At 44.2% G+C, this 16,085-nt stretch carries 22 protein-coding genes; 19 read left to right on the forward strand and 3 right to left on the reverse strand.

Going from position 1 to position 16,085, the window contains the following annotated elements; genetic code table 11:
* Positions 1 to 67: 67 nt before the first annotated feature.
* The 5 genes from ASG85_RS32810 to ASG85_RS32830 all read left to right on the forward strand — a co-directional run bounded on the left by ASG85_RS32810 (position 68) and on the right by ASG85_RS32830 (position 4,135).
* A complete protein-coding gene (locus ASG85_RS32810; protein ID WP_060649034.1) occupies positions 68 to 559 on the forward strand; it encodes a YqhR family membrane protein in 492 nt (163 codons plus the stop codon).
* Positions 560 to 639: 80 nt separating this feature from the next.
* Positions 640 to 1,071, forward strand: coding sequence for a type II 3-dehydroquinate dehydratase (aroQ, locus tag ASG85_RS32815; RefSeq protein WP_057306434.1), 432 nt, complete (start codon positions 640 to 642; stop codon positions 1,069 to 1,071).
* 18 nt (positions 1,072 to 1,089) lie between these two features.
* Entirely contained in the window at positions 1,090 to 2,163 is a 1,074-nt protein-coding gene (locus ASG85_RS32820; protein WP_060649035.1) for a M24 family metallopeptidase, read from the forward strand.
* Between the two features lie 15 nt (positions 2,164 to 2,178).
* Positions 2,179 to 2,742 carry an elongation factor P gene (gene efp, locus ASG85_RS32825; RefSeq protein ID WP_057306432.1) on the forward strand — a complete coding sequence of 188 codons (564 nt, stop codon included), beginning with the start codon at positions 2,179 to 2,181 and terminating at the stop codon, positions 2,740 to 2,742.
* A 136-nt stretch (positions 2,743 to 2,878) separates the two neighbouring features.
* Positions 2,879 to 4,135 carry an aspartate kinase gene (locus ASG85_RS32830; protein WP_057306431.1) on the forward strand — a complete coding sequence of 419 codons (1,257 nt, stop codon included), beginning with the start codon at positions 2,879 to 2,881 and terminating at the stop codon, positions 4,133 to 4,135.
* Positions 4,136 to 4,143: 8 nt separating this feature from the next.
* Here the strand turns inward: ASG85_RS32830 and ASG85_RS32835 are convergent, their stop codons facing one another.
* The 3 genes from ASG85_RS32835 to ASG85_RS32845 all read right to left on the reverse strand — a co-directional run bounded on the left by ASG85_RS32835 (position 4,144) and on the right by ASG85_RS32845 (position 6,213).
* Complete coding sequence (locus ASG85_RS32835) at positions 4,144 to 4,608, reverse strand: DUF441 domain-containing protein (RefSeq protein WP_057306430.1); 465 nt, start codon at positions 4,606 to 4,608, stop codon at positions 4,144 to 4,146.
* Positions 4,609 to 4,686: 78 nt separating this feature from the next.
* Positions 4,687 to 5,406: a 2-phosphosulfolactate phosphatase gene (locus ASG85_RS32840; protein WP_057306429.1), complete on the reverse strand. Its 720-nt coding sequence runs from the start codon at positions 5,404 to 5,406 to the stop codon at positions 4,687 to 4,689.
* 3 nt (positions 5,407 to 5,409) lie between these two features.
* Positions 5,410 to 6,213 (reverse strand): phosphosulfolactate synthase, encoded by an 804-nt coding sequence (locus ASG85_RS32845; protein WP_057306428.1) that lies wholly within the window; start codon positions 6,211 to 6,213, stop codon positions 5,410 to 5,412.
* A 338-nt stretch (positions 6,214 to 6,551) separates the two neighbouring features.
* Between ASG85_RS32845 and ASG85_RS32850 the strand changes: the two genes are divergently transcribed.
* From ASG85_RS32850 to ASG85_RS32915, 14 genes are all read left to right on the forward strand, one after another.
* Entirely contained in the window at positions 6,552 to 6,815 is a 264-nt protein-coding gene (locus ASG85_RS32850) for a YqhV family protein (RefSeq protein WP_057306427.1), read from the forward strand.
* A 72-nt stretch (positions 6,816 to 6,887) separates the two neighbouring features.
* Entirely contained in the window at positions 6,888 to 7,871 is a 984-nt protein-coding gene (gene spoIIIAA / locus ASG85_RS32855) for a stage III sporulation protein AA (RefSeq protein ID WP_060649036.1), read from the forward strand.
* Positions 7,872 to 7,877: 6 nt separating this feature from the next.
* Positions 7,878 to 8,396, forward strand: a complete 519-nt coding sequence (spoIIIAB, locus tag ASG85_RS32860; RefSeq protein WP_057306425.1) for a stage III sporulation protein SpoIIIAB — start codon at positions 7,878 to 7,880, stop codon at positions 8,394 to 8,396.
* Between the two features lie 62 nt (positions 8,397 to 8,458).
* Positions 8,459 to 8,662 carry a stage III sporulation protein AC gene (gene spoIIIAC / locus ASG85_RS32865; RefSeq protein ID WP_029197158.1) on the forward strand — a complete coding sequence of 68 codons (204 nt, stop codon included), beginning with the start codon at positions 8,459 to 8,461 and terminating at the stop codon, positions 8,660 to 8,662.
* A 10-nt stretch (positions 8,663 to 8,672) separates the two neighbouring features.
* Entirely contained in the window at positions 8,673 to 9,062 is a 390-nt protein-coding gene (gene spoIIIAD, locus ASG85_RS32870) for a stage III sporulation protein AD (protein ID WP_057306424.1), read from the forward strand.
* A 24-nt stretch (positions 9,063 to 9,086) separates the two neighbouring features.
* Positions 9,087 to 10,286 (forward strand): stage III sporulation protein AE, encoded by a 1,200-nt coding sequence (gene spoIIIAE / locus ASG85_RS32875; RefSeq protein WP_057306423.1) that lies wholly within the window; start codon positions 9,087 to 9,089, stop codon positions 10,284 to 10,286.
* 12 nt (positions 10,287 to 10,298) lie between these two features.
* Entirely contained in the window at positions 10,299 to 11,048 is a 750-nt protein-coding gene (gene spoIIIAF, locus ASG85_RS32880; protein WP_060649037.1) for a stage III sporulation protein AF, read from the forward strand.
* A 4-nt stretch (positions 11,049 to 11,052) separates the two neighbouring features.
* Positions 11,053 to 11,691, forward strand: coding sequence for a stage III sporulation protein AG (spoIIIAG, locus tag ASG85_RS32885; RefSeq protein ID WP_057307059.1), 639 nt, complete (start codon positions 11,053 to 11,055; stop codon positions 11,689 to 11,691).
* Between the two features lie 35 nt (positions 11,692 to 11,726).
* Positions 11,727 to 12,473 (forward strand): SpoIIIAH-like family protein, encoded by a 747-nt coding sequence (locus ASG85_RS32890; RefSeq protein ID WP_060649038.1) that lies wholly within the window; start codon positions 11,727 to 11,729, stop codon positions 12,471 to 12,473.
* A 156-nt stretch (positions 12,474 to 12,629) separates the two neighbouring features.
* Positions 12,630 to 13,127, forward strand: a complete 498-nt coding sequence (accB, locus tag ASG85_RS32895) for an acetyl-CoA carboxylase biotin carboxyl carrier protein (RefSeq protein ID WP_057306420.1) — start codon at positions 12,630 to 12,632, stop codon at positions 13,125 to 13,127.
* A 106-nt stretch (positions 13,128 to 13,233) separates the two neighbouring features.
* Positions 13,234 to 14,592: an acetyl-CoA carboxylase biotin carboxylase subunit gene (accC, locus tag ASG85_RS32900; RefSeq protein ID WP_057306419.1), complete on the forward strand. Its 1,359-nt coding sequence runs from the start codon at positions 13,234 to 13,236 to the stop codon at positions 14,590 to 14,592.
* 129 nt (positions 14,593 to 14,721) lie between these two features.
* Positions 14,722 to 15,135: an Asp23/Gls24 family envelope stress response protein gene (locus ASG85_RS32905; protein WP_057306418.1), complete on the forward strand. Its 414-nt coding sequence runs from the start codon at positions 14,722 to 14,724 to the stop codon at positions 15,133 to 15,135.
* Positions 15,136 to 15,222: 87 nt separating this feature from the next.
* Positions 15,223 to 15,783 carry an alkaline shock response membrane anchor protein AmaP gene (amaP, locus tag ASG85_RS32910; protein ID WP_057306417.1) on the forward strand — a complete coding sequence of 187 codons (561 nt, stop codon included), beginning with the start codon at positions 15,223 to 15,225 and terminating at the stop codon, positions 15,781 to 15,783.
* Between the two features lie 14 nt (positions 15,784 to 15,797).
* Entirely contained in the window at positions 15,798 to 16,025 is a 228-nt protein-coding gene (locus ASG85_RS32915; protein ID WP_060649039.1) for a DUF2273 domain-containing protein, read from the forward strand.
* The last annotated feature ends 60 nt before the right edge of the window (positions 16,026 to 16,085 follow it).

Genomic DNA, 16,085 nt, shown 5'->3' on the forward strand with positions numbered 1-16,085 from the left:
GCGGTAGAACATACTATTCATACCTAAGGAAAGACAAGCAACATGTGTAGAGAAAGGAAGACGATGGATGATAAGTGATAAAAAGGAAGAAAAAATCCGGACAAATCGTTGGGTATTTGCCCTTTACATCGGCTTTTTCGCTGGATTTATATGGGGAGCAATCAAAATTGTTGAGTACTATTTAAAGTTCACCAAGATTGTAATCGGCTTTCTTGTAGAGCCTTTTTTCAAACATGATTTTCTGCATACTTGGCTGGGAACGCTCATTGGTTGGGGGATCTTCACCGTTTTTTCAATCGTTGCTGCGTTCATCTATATGGTCACGATGTGGAAGCTTCAGGGGCCTTGGTGGGGGCTAGCGTATGGAGCTCTATGGTGGGCTGTAATATATTTACTCATTGGTCCCTTATCGGGAATGACCTACTGGATTAAGGATCTGGATCTAGATACTGTTCTTAGTGATTTTTGTTTGTTTCTGCTATGGGGAATGTTTATTGGTTATTCCATTTCTATTGAATACACGGATGCAAGAACAAGACGACCTATACACAAGACATGAAAGTTATGGTAAAATATCAAAGGTTAAATAGGCTTGTAAAGCCCATTTTTCAATGAAAAATGCTTGGGAGTGATTTCCTGTTGAAAAAGGTTCTAGTCATTAATGGTCCGAACTTAAATATGCTCGGCGTACGTGAACCTGGCGTGTACGGAACGGTTTCGCTTTCAACGATTATTCAAGGTTTAAATGAATTAGCTGAGGCGCTGTCGATCGAGCTTGAGAGCTTTCAATCGAACCATGAAGGCGATATTATTGATAAAATTCATGAAGCTTTCGGCACAAAAGATGGTATTGTAATCAATCCAGGAGCATTCACGCATTATAGTTATGCCATTCGCGATGCACTCTCAGCGGTTCAATTGCCAACTGTAGAAGTTCACATTTCGAATATTCATAAGCGCGAGGAGTTTCGTCATCACTCGGTTACTGCGCCTGTCGTTATCGGTCAAATCTGTGGCTTCGGTGCACAGAGCTATGAACTTGGTTTAAGAGCATTAATACCTCATCTGTAAGAAAGATTGGTGATCTCAATGCAGGAGAAACGTATTGAACGTCTTCGCAAGGTTATGCAACAGCAAGATTTACCGGCAATACTCATCACGAATGCATACAACCGTACATATGTATCTGGTTTCACTGGTTCTTCTGGCTATGTCCTTATAACGTTAGACCGTGCCTTATTGTTAACTGATTTTCGTTATATGACGCAAGCTCCTCAGCAAGCTAAGCTATTTGAAATTGTTGAGCATAAGGCAAAAGCAATCGAGACAGTGAAGGAACTCTTGCAGCAGCAAGGGATCACAAAGCTTGGCTTCGAGCAAGTGGATGTATCCTACGGTGATTTCTTAAGCTACCAAGAAGGATTAGCGGGTATCGAATTGGTGCCTACAGCACGTGTTGTCGAGTTGATTCGAATGGTTAAAGATGAGGCGGAATTACAAATTATGCAAGAAGCCGCCGATCTGGCTGATCAAACATTCTCACACATCCTATCTTTTATCAAGCCAGGTGTGCAGGAAAAGGATATTGCCCTTGAGATCGAGATGTTTATCCGCAAAAATGGCGGGACTTCAACGTCATTTGAAACAATCGTTGCTTCTGGTGAACGCTCTGCGCTTCCTCATGGCAAAGCGAGCGATCGCGTGCTACAATTAAACGAATTTGTCAAATTGGATTTTGGAGCGTATTATAAAGGGTATTGCTCTGACATTACTAGAACGGTTATGCTAGGTAAGCCGACAGACAAACATAAAGAAATTTATGACATTGTCCTTGAGGCCCAATTGAATTGTTTAGCTAACCTCCGACCAGGTATTACTGGCAGAGAAGGCGATGCTTACGCACGAGACGTGATTGTGAAGCATGGTTATGGCGATTACTTCGGTCACGGTACCGGACATGGTTTAGGCATGGAGGTACATGAAAATCCACGCTTGTCGAAAACCGAGGACATGATTTTAACACCTGGTATGGTGGTTACGGTTGAACCTGGTATTTATCTCCCCAACTTTGGCGGAGTTCGTATTGAGGATGACGCAGTAATTACTGACACCGGCATTAAAATACTCACACATTCTACCAAAGATTTTCTTATTATTGACTAGCGGAGGGATTCACAAGTGATATCAGTTAACGATTTCAAAACAGGTCTTACAATTACAGTTGAGCATGATATTTTTACTGTTCTAGATTTCCAACACGTTAAACCAGGTAAAGGCGCTGCATTCGTGCGCTCCAAGCTTAAAAACCTGCGTAACGGGAATACCGTTGAACGTACATTCCGTGCTGGCGAGAACGTTGGACGAGCGCACATCGAAAACCGTGAAATGCAATACTTGTACGCAGCTGGCGACGAGTACACATTCATGGATACAGAGACGTTTGATCAGATTTCCCTTTCCCATGAACAATTGAAATGGGAATTGAACTTTCTGAAAGAAAACATGAACATCAAAATCATGAGCTATCAAGGTGAAATTCTTGGGATTAACCTTCCGAAGAGCGTTGACTTGAAAGTTATCGAAACCGATGCAAGCGTTAAAGGAAACACAGCTCAAGGTGCTTTGAAAAATGCGAAAGTGGAAACAGGTCTTAATGTGATGGTGCCACTTTTCATCAACGAAGGCGATATTCTTTCCGTTGATACAGATGATGGAAAATACCTTTCACGCGCGAGCAACTAATGACTAAAGCCTTTCAGACTCTTTGGAGTCCAAAAGGCTTTTTTTCATTTCACGTGGATTTCTTACCACAGCAAGGTGTTTTTATGCTATAATATTGAATTGTTATGCACTAGTATGCGTTGGGAGTGGGTCAGCTTTGTCTCTTATAGTGATGAAATTTGGCGGAAGCTCTGTTGGTGATCCAGAGCGAATGAAGCGTGTTGCAAAAAGAATCGTAGAGCGAAAACAAGCAGGACATAGCTGCGTTGTTGTCGTTTCCGCGATGGGAGATACAACGGATGATTTGATCGACCTGTCTAAGCAAATTTACGATGGAGCCCCTCCGGCTCGTGAAATGGATATGTTGTTAACGACAGGAGAGCAGGTATCGGTAGCTCTCTTATCGATGGCAATACATAATTTGGGTGAGCAGGCGGTTTCTTATACCGGTTGGCAAAGTGGTATTTATACGGAACCGATTCATGGTAAGGCCAGAATAACGGATATTCAGCCACATCGTGTACTGAAAGCTCTCGAACAAGGCAATGTCGTCATCGTAGCTGGCTTCCAAGGGATGACCGATGCAGGTGAGATTACCACACTTGGCCGCGGCGGGTCGGATACAACGGCTGTAGCACTTGCTGCTGCTATTAAAGCAGATCTATGTGAGATTTATACCGATGTAGATGGCATTTATTCGACAGATCCGCGCATCGTGAAAGTAGCGAGAAAGCTAAATGAGATTTCCTATGATGAGATGCTGGAGCTTGCTAATTTAGGGGCTGCTGTTCTGCATCCAAGGGCTGTAGAATATGCCAAAAATTATAACGTTACCTTAGTGGTACGTTCCAGCTTTACTTACAATGAAGGTACCAACGTGAAGGAGGAAGCAGTGATGGAGCAAGGAATCGTCGTTCGAGGCATCGCTTACGATAAGAATGTGGCAAGAATTAGTATTCTAGGTGTACCTGAGAAACCGGGACAGCTGGCTAAAGTATTTATTGCTCTTGCCGAAGAGCAAATTGATGTCGACATCATTGTACAAAGCGGTGTGATCAGCGGTTCGGCTGATTTCTCTTTCACAACGACTCTTGCAGATCGCGAAAAAGCATTGACCGTGATTGAACAAATTCGCGGTGACATTGGATATCGTGAAGTCACTTCTGAAGTGAACCTTGTGAAAGTGTCCATAGTTGGCGCTGGTATGGTAAGTACACCAGGTGTTGCTGCAACGATGTTCAAAGTGATTTCTGATCTTGGTATCTCTATTTCCTTAGTTAGCACATCGGAGATTAAAATGTCCTGTGTCGTTGACAACACGAACCTAACTGAAGTTATCCGTTCCCTGCACACTGCATACGGCTTGGACACAACCGAGCATGCGTTTGTTGGTGGACCAGAAGATCGCAGATAATCGAAAAATTAATGCCATTTATCTGATATAAAATAAGCCAGCTTTAATAAAAAAGCCGTTATTCCGGCTGCCATTAAGGGGCCAACCGGAATTCCGCGCATAAATATAATGCCAAATATAGAACCAATCACAAGACCCACAATTAATTGTGGGTCTAATTTTAGCAGTTCCAACCCTTTTCCATTCATATAGGTAGCAATAGCTCCGCCAAGTAGTGCGATGATGCCCGGCCAAGTGGTGAATACCGACAAGATATCCTTCACGGAGATACGCTCACTGGCAAAGGGGACCAGCACCCCAATCGTTAAGAACAATAATCCGAGTTCTAATCCTCTGCGCTCCATCGTGGGAAAAAAACGGTCTAACCCAATAAGTTTAATCGCAAGTAAAATGCAAGCCGCGGTCGTAATAATTGGTGATCGGCCAATGAGTCCAATTATAATGAGAATAACTAAGAGCAAATCGCCATTCATAGTGTCAAAACCCCTCGTCCTCATAACTTCAATCTTAGTTTATGAGAAGGGCTTGTATTTAGAACGAAGGAGTGTTTATCAAAGATGCATGAGTACCATTTGATCACGTTCCAAAAGGGGAACATGATCTGTGATATTCGGTTTTGCGCAAAAAACCAAATCTGCCTGGAAACCAGACTTATTCATTTTCTTTCCATTACTGCAGGTTAATATTTTTTCATACAACGAATCCTTCGATTCCAGATAACACCCTCGCATGGCCATGCCGAAATCGTTGACTGCTATATTTTTGTCACCGAGCAGAATGGACAATTCCTCAAGGATAAGACCTGCGCAAAGCCCATCTTCCAAAGAGAAAACATCTTGAGTTCCTGCGCACAAAATAACGGTATCTCGTTTGAAATCGACCGCGGCCCTCGCGCAAGCTCTGCTATTTAGTAGGGCTCCCGCTAACACGTGATCGGCTTTCATCGCTTTCTGAATACCTCTTGTTCCATTCGTGGTTGTAAGTATAATTCGCTTGCCTTGAACGGCTGCTTTTGTGTATTCCAGTGGCGAATTTCCGAAATCGAAACCAGGAATCTTTTTACAAAAACGCTCGCCTCCAAGTAAATCTCCCTCTCGAAATAATTCCTTGGCCTTCAGAACCGTTTCCACAGGAACAATGGCTTTGCAACCGTTAATCAGTGCGGTGATGATCGTGCTAGTTGCACGTAAAACATCAACGACAATGACGGTTTTATGAAGAAATTCGTCACTTCTAGCTTCGCCGATGTTGGCGACAACCTCGATATGCATCTTTTAATCCTTTCTGGTACCCAACGACAACGTATCGGAACGGAGTCCTCTCCGTAATGCTTCCAACGCAATCAACTCATCCGGTGGAATATTGCCCAAGTGGATGTTGGGGCCTAGCATGCTAATTAAATGTACCTGCTGACTTTTGAGCGGTGCTTCCCATAAGAGAAGCTCGCCGGGAATTGCGGAAAGCACCCTTTGCAGTTCGTCGTCCTTACATTTCCCGTTCTGATCAAAAATACCAACGCCCATGCCTGATTCCCGGGCTTCAATGGTAACCATTTTGGCCCCGAGTTCCGTGTCGATCAAGACTGTTTCAATTAATTCCTCCAACTCAATGGAAGATCCCCAACCTTTCTTGCCATATTCGGTGATGACCTCGAATCCCTCTTCCAATCCTCTAGAAATAAGCTCGTTTCGAAGTCTGCGCTCCATTTCAATCGTCCCATCGGAAATTTCAACGCCATTAAAACCAAGCGCAATAAGCATGTCAAAAAAAGAGTTTACCGCATTCTGTCTGATGGCTACCTCCAAAAAGGTACCACCCGGATAAACGCAAATGCCGTTTTCTTTTGCAGAGGAAATCTTACTTTTAAGTACATGTAACGGATAAAGCGGCGAGGTACCGAAGCCAATTTTGATCATATCCAGATGGCTGCTTGACGTGGTAAGCAGATCTTGAAAAGCGTTCAAGCCTAATCCTTTATCCATCACCATCGTTTTACCCAGTGTTCTTGGTTTAGCCTGCCTTTGTCCTGTGGGGTCGGCTAGAACGGGATTCCATTTCAAATGAGAGGTCACTTCCATCGGTAATTCTCCTCACTGTCCTTTGAAGGTTCAATTCTGTGTTCAGCATATGCATCTTCACAAATGGAGGTGCCCAGCATGCCTAAAATCAGACGAGCTTGCATAAGGATAGGGTAAAAAGCTTTGACCCTATCCTTATGCGTTCTGTCGAATAAACGGTCGCTCCGAGAATTTATAAAAACCTCCAGGACTCCATTGTAAAGCTGTTCCTTTTATTGGATTGAGTAGGTAGGAACAGCTTTATAAAAGTCGCTCTTCCGGCCTTTTATAAATCCTCTCCGCTAAATATTCGATGACACATAAAGCTCAAAGATTTTTACGAGGAGGAGTAGAAAGAAATGAACAAAATTGTCCTAACGATGGCTTCGCTGAGGATGATGTCGGGGAGTATCGAAATTATCGCAGCCATTGTGATGCTGAGACTGGCGACGGTGGAGAAAGCGCTGCTGGTGAACTCGGGTTTGGCTCTAGTAGGTCCTCTAGTATTACTAGCAACAACGACGATTGGATTAGTAGGAATCGCAGAGAAACTATCATATGGCAAAATGCTGTGGGTGATTGCGGGAGTAAGCTGTCTCTTTATTGGTATTTTAAAAAAGTAATCGGTCATATTTCTTTCTATTAAGCATAGAAATGAGTATAGAAGACTGGACAACTTGGAGGGATGTCTCCCTATGCTTGATTCGATTCTGCATTTGGTGCCTCAAACTTTCCGATATCTCTTAGCCGCTCTGCCGACAGACGTACAAGCTAGTGTTGAAGAAATAAGGGTGAGAGAGTCACGGCCTCTTGAGATTAGCTGGGGGGATCGATACACCTTTGTGAGTGAACGGGGGGAGATGGTGACTCAGGAAACGAAGGCATACAAGCCGACACGGCAGGACTGTCTTACGCTGCTAGAGATGCTTACGAATCATTCCTTGTATACTTTCGAGGAAGAGCTGCGTAGAGGCTATATCACGATTGCTGGAGGTCATCGAGTTGGACTAGCAGGGCGAACTGTTTTGGATCAGGGACATGTTAAGCAAATACGTGATGTAAGTTCTTTCAACATAAGGATTGCCCGCGAGATCCAAGGGGTCGGCCAAGAGGTGTTACCACAGCTATTCGATCCTTTACTGAGAAGCATCCATCATACGCTCATCATTTCACCTCCACAGCATGGGAAAACAACGCTGATCCGCGATCTGGCTAGATTGATTAGCCGGGGAGAATGGGGGGGGAGTAACGTATCGACGACTGGTAAGAAAGTGGGAGTGGTGGATGAACGATCAGAACTGGCTGCATGTGTCAAAGGGGTGCCCAGATTCGATCTGGGGCCGCGCACTGACGTTATGGATGGTTGTCCGAAGGCGGAAGGCATGATGATGATGATTCGGTCGCTATCACCTGATGTCCTGATTGTGGATGAGATTGGGCGTCCAGAAGATGCGGACGCCATCCATGAAGCTGTTCACACCGGGATTCGCGTCGTAGCCACTGCACATGGTGCTGATTATGAGGATGTACGCAGGAGGCCTGTTCTGAAGCAGCTGTTGGAAGAGGGTGTATTCACGAGATATGTCATTCTGCATAGAAGAAAAGGTGCACAAGCTTCCTATCGCATCTTGGATTGTCAGGGCAAGGCCTTGGAACTCTATCCTGTGCGAAAAGGATGATGGTAGATGCTGAAATTTGTCGGAGGGGTTCTTATTATCGGTGCTGCCACATTGTTTGGCTTCCTAAAGGCTGCGCATTATGTAAGACGTCCGAAGCAAATCCGTGGCCTTATCAGTGCGTTAGGGAGAATGGAGACGGAAATCATGTACGCACTCACACCGCTGCCTGAAGCATTCGCCTCACTCAGCAAACAGGTCGCAGAGCCGCTATCTTCCTTATTTCGAATAACTTCAGAGCGTTTATTGAAGAGTGACGGTAAATCCACCCGTGAGATTTGGCAATGGAGTGTCAATGATGTATGGACAAGAACTTCGATGAGGCAAGCGGAACAAGAAGTGGTGCTGCAGTTGGGAGCCGTTCTTGGGCTCACAGATCGAAGTGATCAAATCAAACATTTACGGCTCGCGATTAGCCAACTTCAAACGGAAGAAACCGAGTCTAGGGAAGAGCAGCGGCGCTACGAGAAAATGTGGAAAAGCCTCGGTCTCTTAATCGGAGCATTGATCGTGATATTGATGTATTAATGGTAGCAAGGATGACTTGGCCATACAAGTGAGTTCCTTGTCAACAGAGTGAGGTGCCTGGAATGAACGTAGATGTGAATGCCATTTTCCAGATCGCCGGCATCGGCATCATCATCGCGATGATCCATTCGGTGCTCAAGCAGATGGGCAAAGAGGATATGGCACACTGGGTCACGGTCATTGGCTTCGTGGTCGTGCTCTTTATGGTCGTCAGTATGCTCGATCATTTATTTAAAGAAATCAAAACGATCTTCCTATTCCAATGAGGTGGGCCTGATGGAAATCATCCAGATCGTAGGTTTAGGACTCATCGTAACGATATTAACGCTCATCATCAAAGAGCAGAAGCCAATGTTCGCTTTCTTGCTGGCGGCATTTACGGGCATCATGATTTTCTTGTTCCTGATCGGTAAAATTTCCTCAGTCATCCAGGTGCTCGAGGACTTAGCTCAAAAGTCAAGCATCAATATGGTTTTTCTCAAAACGATTCTGAAAATCATTGGTGTTGCTTACATCGCTGAGTTCGGTGCTCAAATCGTACGAGATGCCGGTCAAGAATCTATTGCCTCCAAGATCGAGCTTTCCGGGAAAGTGCTCATTATGGTGATGGCGATTCCGATCATAACCGTCATCATTGAGACCGTCGTTAAACTGCTCCCTGCTTAGGATGATCCATGAGGAGTGACCAATATGAATCTACTTTATTCGCACCAGAAGCTGAACAACCGCTGGATTATTTTATTCATAATGACAATGGGATTATGGCTTGGATTGACGGGCAATATGGCCGCTGAATCGCCTACGGATATCATTATCAAGGAGCAGGCCAACCATCTGAATACGGAACCTGTTGAGCAATATTGGGATAAGCTCATGAAGGATTACGGCGGTTACTTCCCTGAAAGTAAGACGCCAACCTTCATGGAATTGCTGCTCGGGACCAAGGGCATTAGCATGAAGAGTATTTTCAAAGGATTGCTAAGCTATGTGTTCCACGAAATCATCATTAATGGAAAGCTGCTTGCTTCGATCGTGGTCCTGACGATTTTCAGTATGATTCTCGAAACGCTGCAAAGCTCCTTTGAAAGAAATACAGTCAGCAAGCTTGGTTATTCAATTACTTATATGGTTCTGATTATTATAGCGATCAACAGCTTCAGCGTAGCAATCGGTTACGCCAAAACGGCTATATCTTCCATGATTCAATTCATGATTGCCATAGTACCTTTGCTATTAACTCTTTTGGCATCAATGGGAAATGTCACTTCTGTGGCGATTTTACATCCGCTGATTGTGTTTATGATCCATTCAGTTGGAACAGCGATATATGTGTTTATATTCCCTTTGTTGTTCTTTTCGGCTGTCCTGCACATCGTCAGCTCACTAAGCGAGAAATACAAAGTCACCCAGCTAGCGAACCTTCTGCGCACAATAAGTTTAAGTATGCTGGGCGTATTCGTCACTGTTTTCCTCGGGGTTATATCGATTCAAGGGACTGCCGGAGCGGTTAGAGATGGCGTTGCGATTCGAACGGCAAAGTACATTACCGGAAACTTTGTCCCTGTTGTGGGACGCTTATTCTCGGATGCAACAGAGACAGTGATTGGGGCATCGCTGCTTGTGAAAAATGCAATTGGACTTGTTGGAGTTGTCATTCTAATCTTGTTGTGTGCGTTTCCGGCTATCAAAATTTTAACGCTAGCTTTCATCTATAACTTATCCGCAGCGATCATGCAGCCTTTGGGAGATAGTCCAATAATCGCTTGCTTGCAAACGATAGGCAAGAGCTTAATTTATGTGTTTGCGGCACTGGCAGCCGTCAGCTTAATGTTCTTTCTAGCTCTAACGATCATGATTACGATCAGTAATGTCTCCGTGATGATGCGGTGAAAGGAGGCAGCTATGGTTTGGTTAGCGGGATGGCTAAAAAGCGTCATCATGGTCATTATGTTGGCTACATTTGTTGATCTGCTACTTCCAAGTAATACCATGCAGCGATATGTCAAAACGGTTATGAGTTTATTCATCCTGCTTACACTGTTATCTCCAGTACTTCAATTGTTTCAGAAGGATTGGGACATCGATCAATTGATTGGTCAAGCGGAGCAGCGGCAAAACGATAAAACAATGCTTGCAAGCAGCAGCGGTGGAAATTCATTGATGAAATCGCTCGATGTGATTACAAAGGATGCCCAAAAGCTTCAAGAAGCAGGACAAAAACAATCACAGCAAATGATTCAAACGCAGTTGGCTGAGCTGATGAAAGAGGATTTACAGAAGCAAACAGAGCTGATCATCCAAGACGTTCAGGTGCTGGCACAAATCGACAATAATGGGAAACCCGCTATAACGAAAGTCAGGGTAACCCTTGATGATATAGAAACGCCGAAACAGGTGAAATCAACATCAGCCTCAAAAAGCATAGCTGTTATGGAGCCAGTCAAGCCAATTGATCCGATAAGGATCGAACCATCCACGAAGCTGCAGGGAAGTAACTCAAGTGATAAAGCAGCAGCAACTCTGCCTAAGTTATCGTCACGAATAGAGCAAGAGGTTGACCATCTCAAGCAAAAAATCGTGCTTGATTGGATCGTGGAGCCTGCACAGATTGATATCCAATTAAACCAACGGAATGGAAGGATTGCGAGGTGAATCGATGGGAACATTGCTGCAATGGATGGAGCACAAATTCGGCGGAGGTCCGGGAGGACCCAAACGCAAGAACACGCTCTTATGGGTCGTGATGATTGGACTTTTGGGAGCTGCGCTGATGATTATGAATGCATTTATGACTGTAAAAGATGTTGATCCCATCAATGCGGGCAGAGCCTCTCCGCAACCCAGCAAAGAAACATTTCTCAACAGTACATCCAAAGAAAATTCTACCTTTCACGATTATGAAGCAGCCTATCAAACACAGTTGAAGGAGATTTTACAAAAAATTGTTGGTGTAGGCGATGTTGAAGTGCTCGTTACAATTGAGTCGACGGAAGAAATGACGGTCGACAAAAATTATAATGACAATCAGCAAATGACGACAGAACGCGACAATGGTGGAGCGACAAGAAATATATCCCAGGTAACGCGGAGTGGTGAAGTGGTTGTCTATCAAGTTTCCGGTGACCAGAAACCGCTTGTGCTCAAATACATTAAACCGAAAATCAGAGGCGTCATCGTTGTCGCCAAAGGCGCCGAGAATCTCACTGTGAAAAAAATGATTACAGAAGCTGTAGAGCGAGGACTTGATGTGCAAGCGAGTAGGATCTCTATTTTACCCCGCAAAACTGGGGGATGAATGTGGCAGTAAATCAAAATTGAGGAGGAATTTCAATGAATGCGAAAAGACAAACAATTTGGCTCGTTTCTATGCTTAGTTTAATGGTGGTGCTTTCCGCTTATTATCTGTTCACAGAGGATGTTAATAAGCTTGATTTAGCCACAACGGAAACGATCAATAAATCACAAGAAGTGAAGATTGATATGAGTCAGGTTGACCCTGCGAATGCAGCGAAAACAGATGTGAAAGCGACAACAGGCGGAGATGCAAAAGTCGACACGAAAGCTGTGACTCCGCAAAATTCAACAAAAACAGACGTGAAAACCGATGCTAAAACGGATGCTAAAACAACAACGACGCAGGATGCTCCCAAAGCAACTTCACCAAATACGGCTAAAACGGACGATCAAGTTTTGAAGATGGTTGAAGAGCAAGCGAGAACGACATCGGCTAGCGATTATTTCACGAATGAGCAAATGAAACAAAGAGATTATTTCAGCAAAACATCCTCTGATTTGATGGAAATCATTATCGATTCGAAGAAGACACCTGAAGCTGTAGCCAAAGCGACAAATGATTTAGCGAAGTTGACTGATATTCAAGAAAAAGTAGAAAATTTACAAGATGTGCTTATGAAGGATTTCCCGCAAGCTATTATTAATCAAGATGGAAACAAATGGAAAGTGACAGTTCAAAGCGATAAATTGGAGAAAAGCCAAGGTGTAACGATCGTTGATTTGGTGATGAAAGAGCTCGGTACAGGTCCGGAAAATATTAAGATTCAATATGTTCGTCCTTAGTAAAAAGAGGTGAGATTAACCCGCCCAGGATGGCGATGGAAAGGGTCCGGACAAACTGGACTCTTTCCATTTCTTGCGTTTATGGGTATAATACATACGTTGCGGCTATGAAACCGCATTTTTTACTGGTTCACCAACCTTGAAGGAGTGACATGAATGTTCAAATTGAGTGAAATCAAAGAGTTGATCAAACTCGTCGATCAATCCTCTTTACAAGAGCTTGAAATCGAAAATGAAGGTGCACGCCTTTCAATTCGCAAGCCGAATAAAACGGAGTCTGTCTATGTAACAGCCCCCGTTCAACACACGTATGCTCCGATCGGTCAAGCAAGCATTGCTAACACAGCACCTGCTGCCGCTCTCGAAGCTTCTATCCCTGCGACTACTGGACATGCTAAGCAAGAGGACTCATCTTTACATAAGATAGTTTCACCAATGGTAGGAACCTTCTATCAGTCTGCTTCTCCTGGCTCTGCTCCTTTCGTAAGTGTTGGCTCCAAGGTGGGCGACAAAAACGTCGTCTGTATTGTGGAAGCTATGAAATTGATGAATGAAATCGAAGCTGAAATTAAAGGTGAAATCGTTGAAGTACTTGTAGATAACGGTCAGCTTGTTGAGTACGGACAACCTTTGTTTTTAGTTAGACCAGAGTAAGCGAATAGTAGGCTCTTATGCTTATGACGCAGTTTTGCTTGAGCAAAACTCAGTACACGCTTATGATGCAAGTTTTCCTAACGGAAAACTCTTAGGAGGAAAAATAATGAAATTTCATAAAATCCTAATAGCGAACCGCGGAGAAATTGCTGTTCGTATTATCCGAGCTTGTCGCGAGCTCGGCATGTATACAGTGGCTGTTTATTCGGAAGCCGATCGTGATGCGCTTCATGTGCGTCTAGCCGACGAAGCCTATTGTATTGGGCCGACTGCCTCCAAGGACAGCTATTTGAACTTCACGAACTTGATGAGTGTTGCTACGCTAACAGAATGTGATGCGATCCATCCTGGATATGGCTTCTTAGCAGAAAATGCGGACTTCGCAGAAATTTGCGAGAGCTGCAATATTACATTTATCGGTCCATCTCCAGATGCGATAAGCCGGATGGGTGATAAAGCGGTTGCCAAGCAAACAATGAAAGAAGCAAGAGTACCGATCATTCCAGGCTCAGACGGTTTGGTTGAGAACATTGACGACGCGATCGTCATAGCAAGAGATATCGGTTACCCGATCATTATTAAAGCGACAGCAGGCGGCGGCGGTAAAGGAATACGTATTGCCGAGAACGAGGAAACACTCGTACAGCAAATTACGGCAGCGCAGCAAGAAGCACAAAATGCTTTTGGCAACGCAGGTATATATTTGGAGAAATACTTGACAGGCATGAAGCATGTTGAGATTCAAATTTTAGCTGATAAACACGGCAATGTTGTTCACTTAGGTGAGCGCGACTGTTCCGTACAACGCCGCAGACAGAAGCTTGTTGAGGAAGCTCCTTGCCCGATTCTGACAGCAGAAACACGCACAGCGATGGGGCAAGCGGCCGTTCGTGCAGCGAAAGCCGTTAATTATTCAGGTGCAGGAACACTTGAATTCCTACTCGGTCCTGATGGTAATTTCTACTTCATGGAAATGAACACGAGAATCCAGGTTGAGCATCCCGTAACCGAAATGATTACAGGAATTGATATCATCCAAGAGATGATTCGTGTTGCAGAAGGCAATCCATTATCTTTTGCACAAGAGGATGTCCACATCAATGGATGGGCTATTGAGTGCCGTGTGAATGCGGAGGATCCGAATCGGAACTTCATGCCTTCAGCGGGTCAAGTGAAGTTTTACTTGCCGCCAGGTGGTTTTGGCGTTCGTGTTGACAGCGCGGTATATCCGGGCTATACAATCCCGCCGCATTATGATTCCATGATCGCTAAGCTTATTGTTTGGGGAAATACACGAGAAGAAGCGATTGCCCGCATGAAAAGAGCGCTAACCGAGTTTGCGGTGGATGGTGTAAACACGACGATTCCATTCCATTTGAAGCTGCTTGAGCACAAGAAATTTATCAAGGGTGACCATGATATTAAATTCTTGGAAGAGCATGATGTGAATGATCCAGAATCGTAAGACAAACATTTGTCATATTTTTGGCGAAATGGTATAGTAATAAATTAAGATGGCTTATCCAAACCATGGATCAAGCAAGGGAATGCTTATGAAACAAGTTTGTTTCACAAACTCTAGGGAGGTGCCACAATGAGCACAATCGCTCCGGATTACGTCAAAACAGACATGGGCAGCATCCAAATTGCCCCCGAGGTTATCGAAATCATTGCCGGTTTGGCAACGGTGGAAGTGCAAGGAGTAGCGGGGATGAGTGGCGGATTAGCTGGCGGCATTGCTGAATTGCTTGGACGCAAGAATTTGTCCAAAGGCGTAAAGGTAGAAGTCGGACAACGTGAAGCAGCCATTGACGTCTCCATTATTATTGAATATGGCAATCGAATTCCTGAAGTTGCAAGCGACATTCAACAAAATGTGAAGCAGGCAATTGAATCGATGACAGGCTTAAACGTTGTTGAAGTCAACGTTCATATTCATGATGTTCATTTTAAACAGGTGGATAAACCGGTTGAAGAAGAAACAGCAGCTGCTCATCGTGTGAAATAGGCGGATTGCTGCATCCATATGGATCAATTGAAACCCCCTACAGGTTGCAGGGGGTTTCCTCTAACTATAGGAAGGGGACAAGCTTACGTGGGTAAAATTGTGGACAGGCTCTTGCTACTTCTCTATAGCCTAATTATTCTAATTGCTTCTATCGTTGTTTTGTTCACAGCTTCGAGCTGGATCCCGTTAGAACAAGCAGGTCAAGTGTTAAGTAATTTTTATTTCGAAAAAAGCTTTGCGTATCCGGCGATTATCATCAGCCTGATCATGCTGTTGATCTCTGTTCGTTTCCTCATATTAACGCTGCGCCGTGGTCGTTCTCAAGCGCCATCTATCGACCAACGAACGGATTTCGGAGATATTCGCATCTCGATAGAAACGGTTGAGAATTTATCTCTGAAAGCTGCTGGTCGTACCAAAGGTGCCAAAGATTTACGGGCCCGTGTAAGGGTGAATCAATCAGGTCTAGAAATTACGATCAGAACCATTGTGGATGGGGAAAGTTCGATTCCTGAACTTACTGAAGAGATGCAAAGTACTGTGAAAAGTTACATCGAAGATATTACTGGCATTCCTGTAGCTTCCGTAACCGTATTCGTAGCGAACATCGTGCAATCATCCCCAACTTTTAAAAGCCGAGTCGAATAGAGGTGAACCCACTCATGTGGAATGAGCTGTGGGAGTCCCATAGGGGCAAAGTGATCGGAGTGGCAGCAGGCGTTTTCTTCGGCTTCATTTATTTATTTTTTGGTTTTTGGGATATGTTGATCTTTGGATTCATTGTTCTGGTCGGCTTTTATGTAGGGAACAAACTGGATCGGAAAGAAAATTTCGTCATTCTTGAAGACATTTGGCGCTATCTCACGCAAAAATGGAGAATGTTTCGCTAAAATCCCTGGTTCTACCATGGATTTTTTTGTTTGGATTCATTCCAATATGACGTATACTAG

The sequence above is a fragment of the Paenibacillus sp. Soil724D2 genome (assembly GCF_001427935.1).
Classification (GTDB): Bacteria; Bacillota; Bacilli; order Paenibacillales; family NBRC-103111; genus Paenibacillus_E.

Coding starts and splice junctions, on each gene's coding strand:
- ASG85_RS32810 (WP_060649034.1), top strand. CDS start 68: ATGATAAGTGATAAAAAGGAAGAAAAAATCCGGACAAATCGTTGGGTA.
- ASG85_RS32905 (WP_057306418.1), top strand. CDS start 14,722: ATGAGCACAATCGCTCCGGATTACGTCAAAACAGACATGGGCAGCATC.
- spoIIIAE (WP_057306423.1), top strand. CDS start 9,087: ATGAATCTACTTTATTCGCACCAGAAGCTGAACAACCGCTGGATTATT.
- spoIIIAG (WP_057307059.1), top strand. CDS start 11,053: ATGGGAACATTGCTGCAATGGATGGAGCACAAATTCGGCGGAGGTCCG.
- accB (WP_057306420.1), top strand. CDS start 12,630: ATGTTCAAATTGAGTGAAATCAAAGAGTTGATCAAACTCGTCGATCAA.
- ASG85_RS32840 (WP_057306429.1), bottom strand. CDS start 5,406: ATGCATATCGAGGTTGTCGCCAACATCGGCGAAGCTAGAAGTGACGAA.
- spoIIIAF (WP_060649037.1), top strand. CDS start 10,299: ATGGTTTGGTTAGCGGGATGGCTAAAAAGCGTCATCATGGTCATTATG.
- spoIIIAD (WP_057306424.1), top strand. CDS start 8,673: ATGGAAATCATCCAGATCGTAGGTTTAGGACTCATCGTAACGATATTA.
- accC (WP_057306419.1), top strand. CDS start 13,234: ATGAAATTTCATAAAATCCTAATAGCGAACCGCGGAGAAATTGCTGTT.
- ASG85_RS32820 (WP_060649035.1), top strand. CDS start 1,090: ATGCAGGAGAAACGTATTGAACGTCTTCGCAAGGTTATGCAACAGCAA.
- spoIIIAC (WP_029197158.1), top strand. CDS start 8,459: ATGAACGTAGATGTGAATGCCATTTTCCAGATCGCCGGCATCGGCATC.
- spoIIIAB (WP_057306425.1), top strand. CDS start 7,878: ATGCTGAAATTTGTCGGAGGGGTTCTTATTATCGGTGCTGCCACATTG.
- ASG85_RS32915 (WP_060649039.1), top strand. CDS start 15,798: ATGTGGAATGAGCTGTGGGAGTCCCATAGGGGCAAAGTGATCGGAGTG.
- ASG85_RS32850 (WP_057306427.1), top strand. CDS start 6,552: ATGAACAAAATTGTCCTAACGATGGCTTCGCTGAGGATGATGTCGGGG.
- ASG85_RS32890 (WP_060649038.1), top strand. CDS start 11,727: ATGAATGCGAAAAGACAAACAATTTGGCTCGTTTCTATGCTTAGTTTA.
- spoIIIAA (WP_060649036.1), top strand. CDS start 6,888: ATGCTTGATTCGATTCTGCATTTGGTGCCTCAAACTTTCCGATATCTC.
- ASG85_RS32845 (WP_057306428.1), bottom strand. CDS start 6,213: ATGGAAGTGACCTCTCATTTGAAATGGAATCCCGTTCTAGCCGACCCC.
- ASG85_RS32835 (WP_057306430.1), bottom strand. CDS start 4,608: ATGAATGGCGATTTGCTCTTAGTTATTCTCATTATAATTGGACTCATT.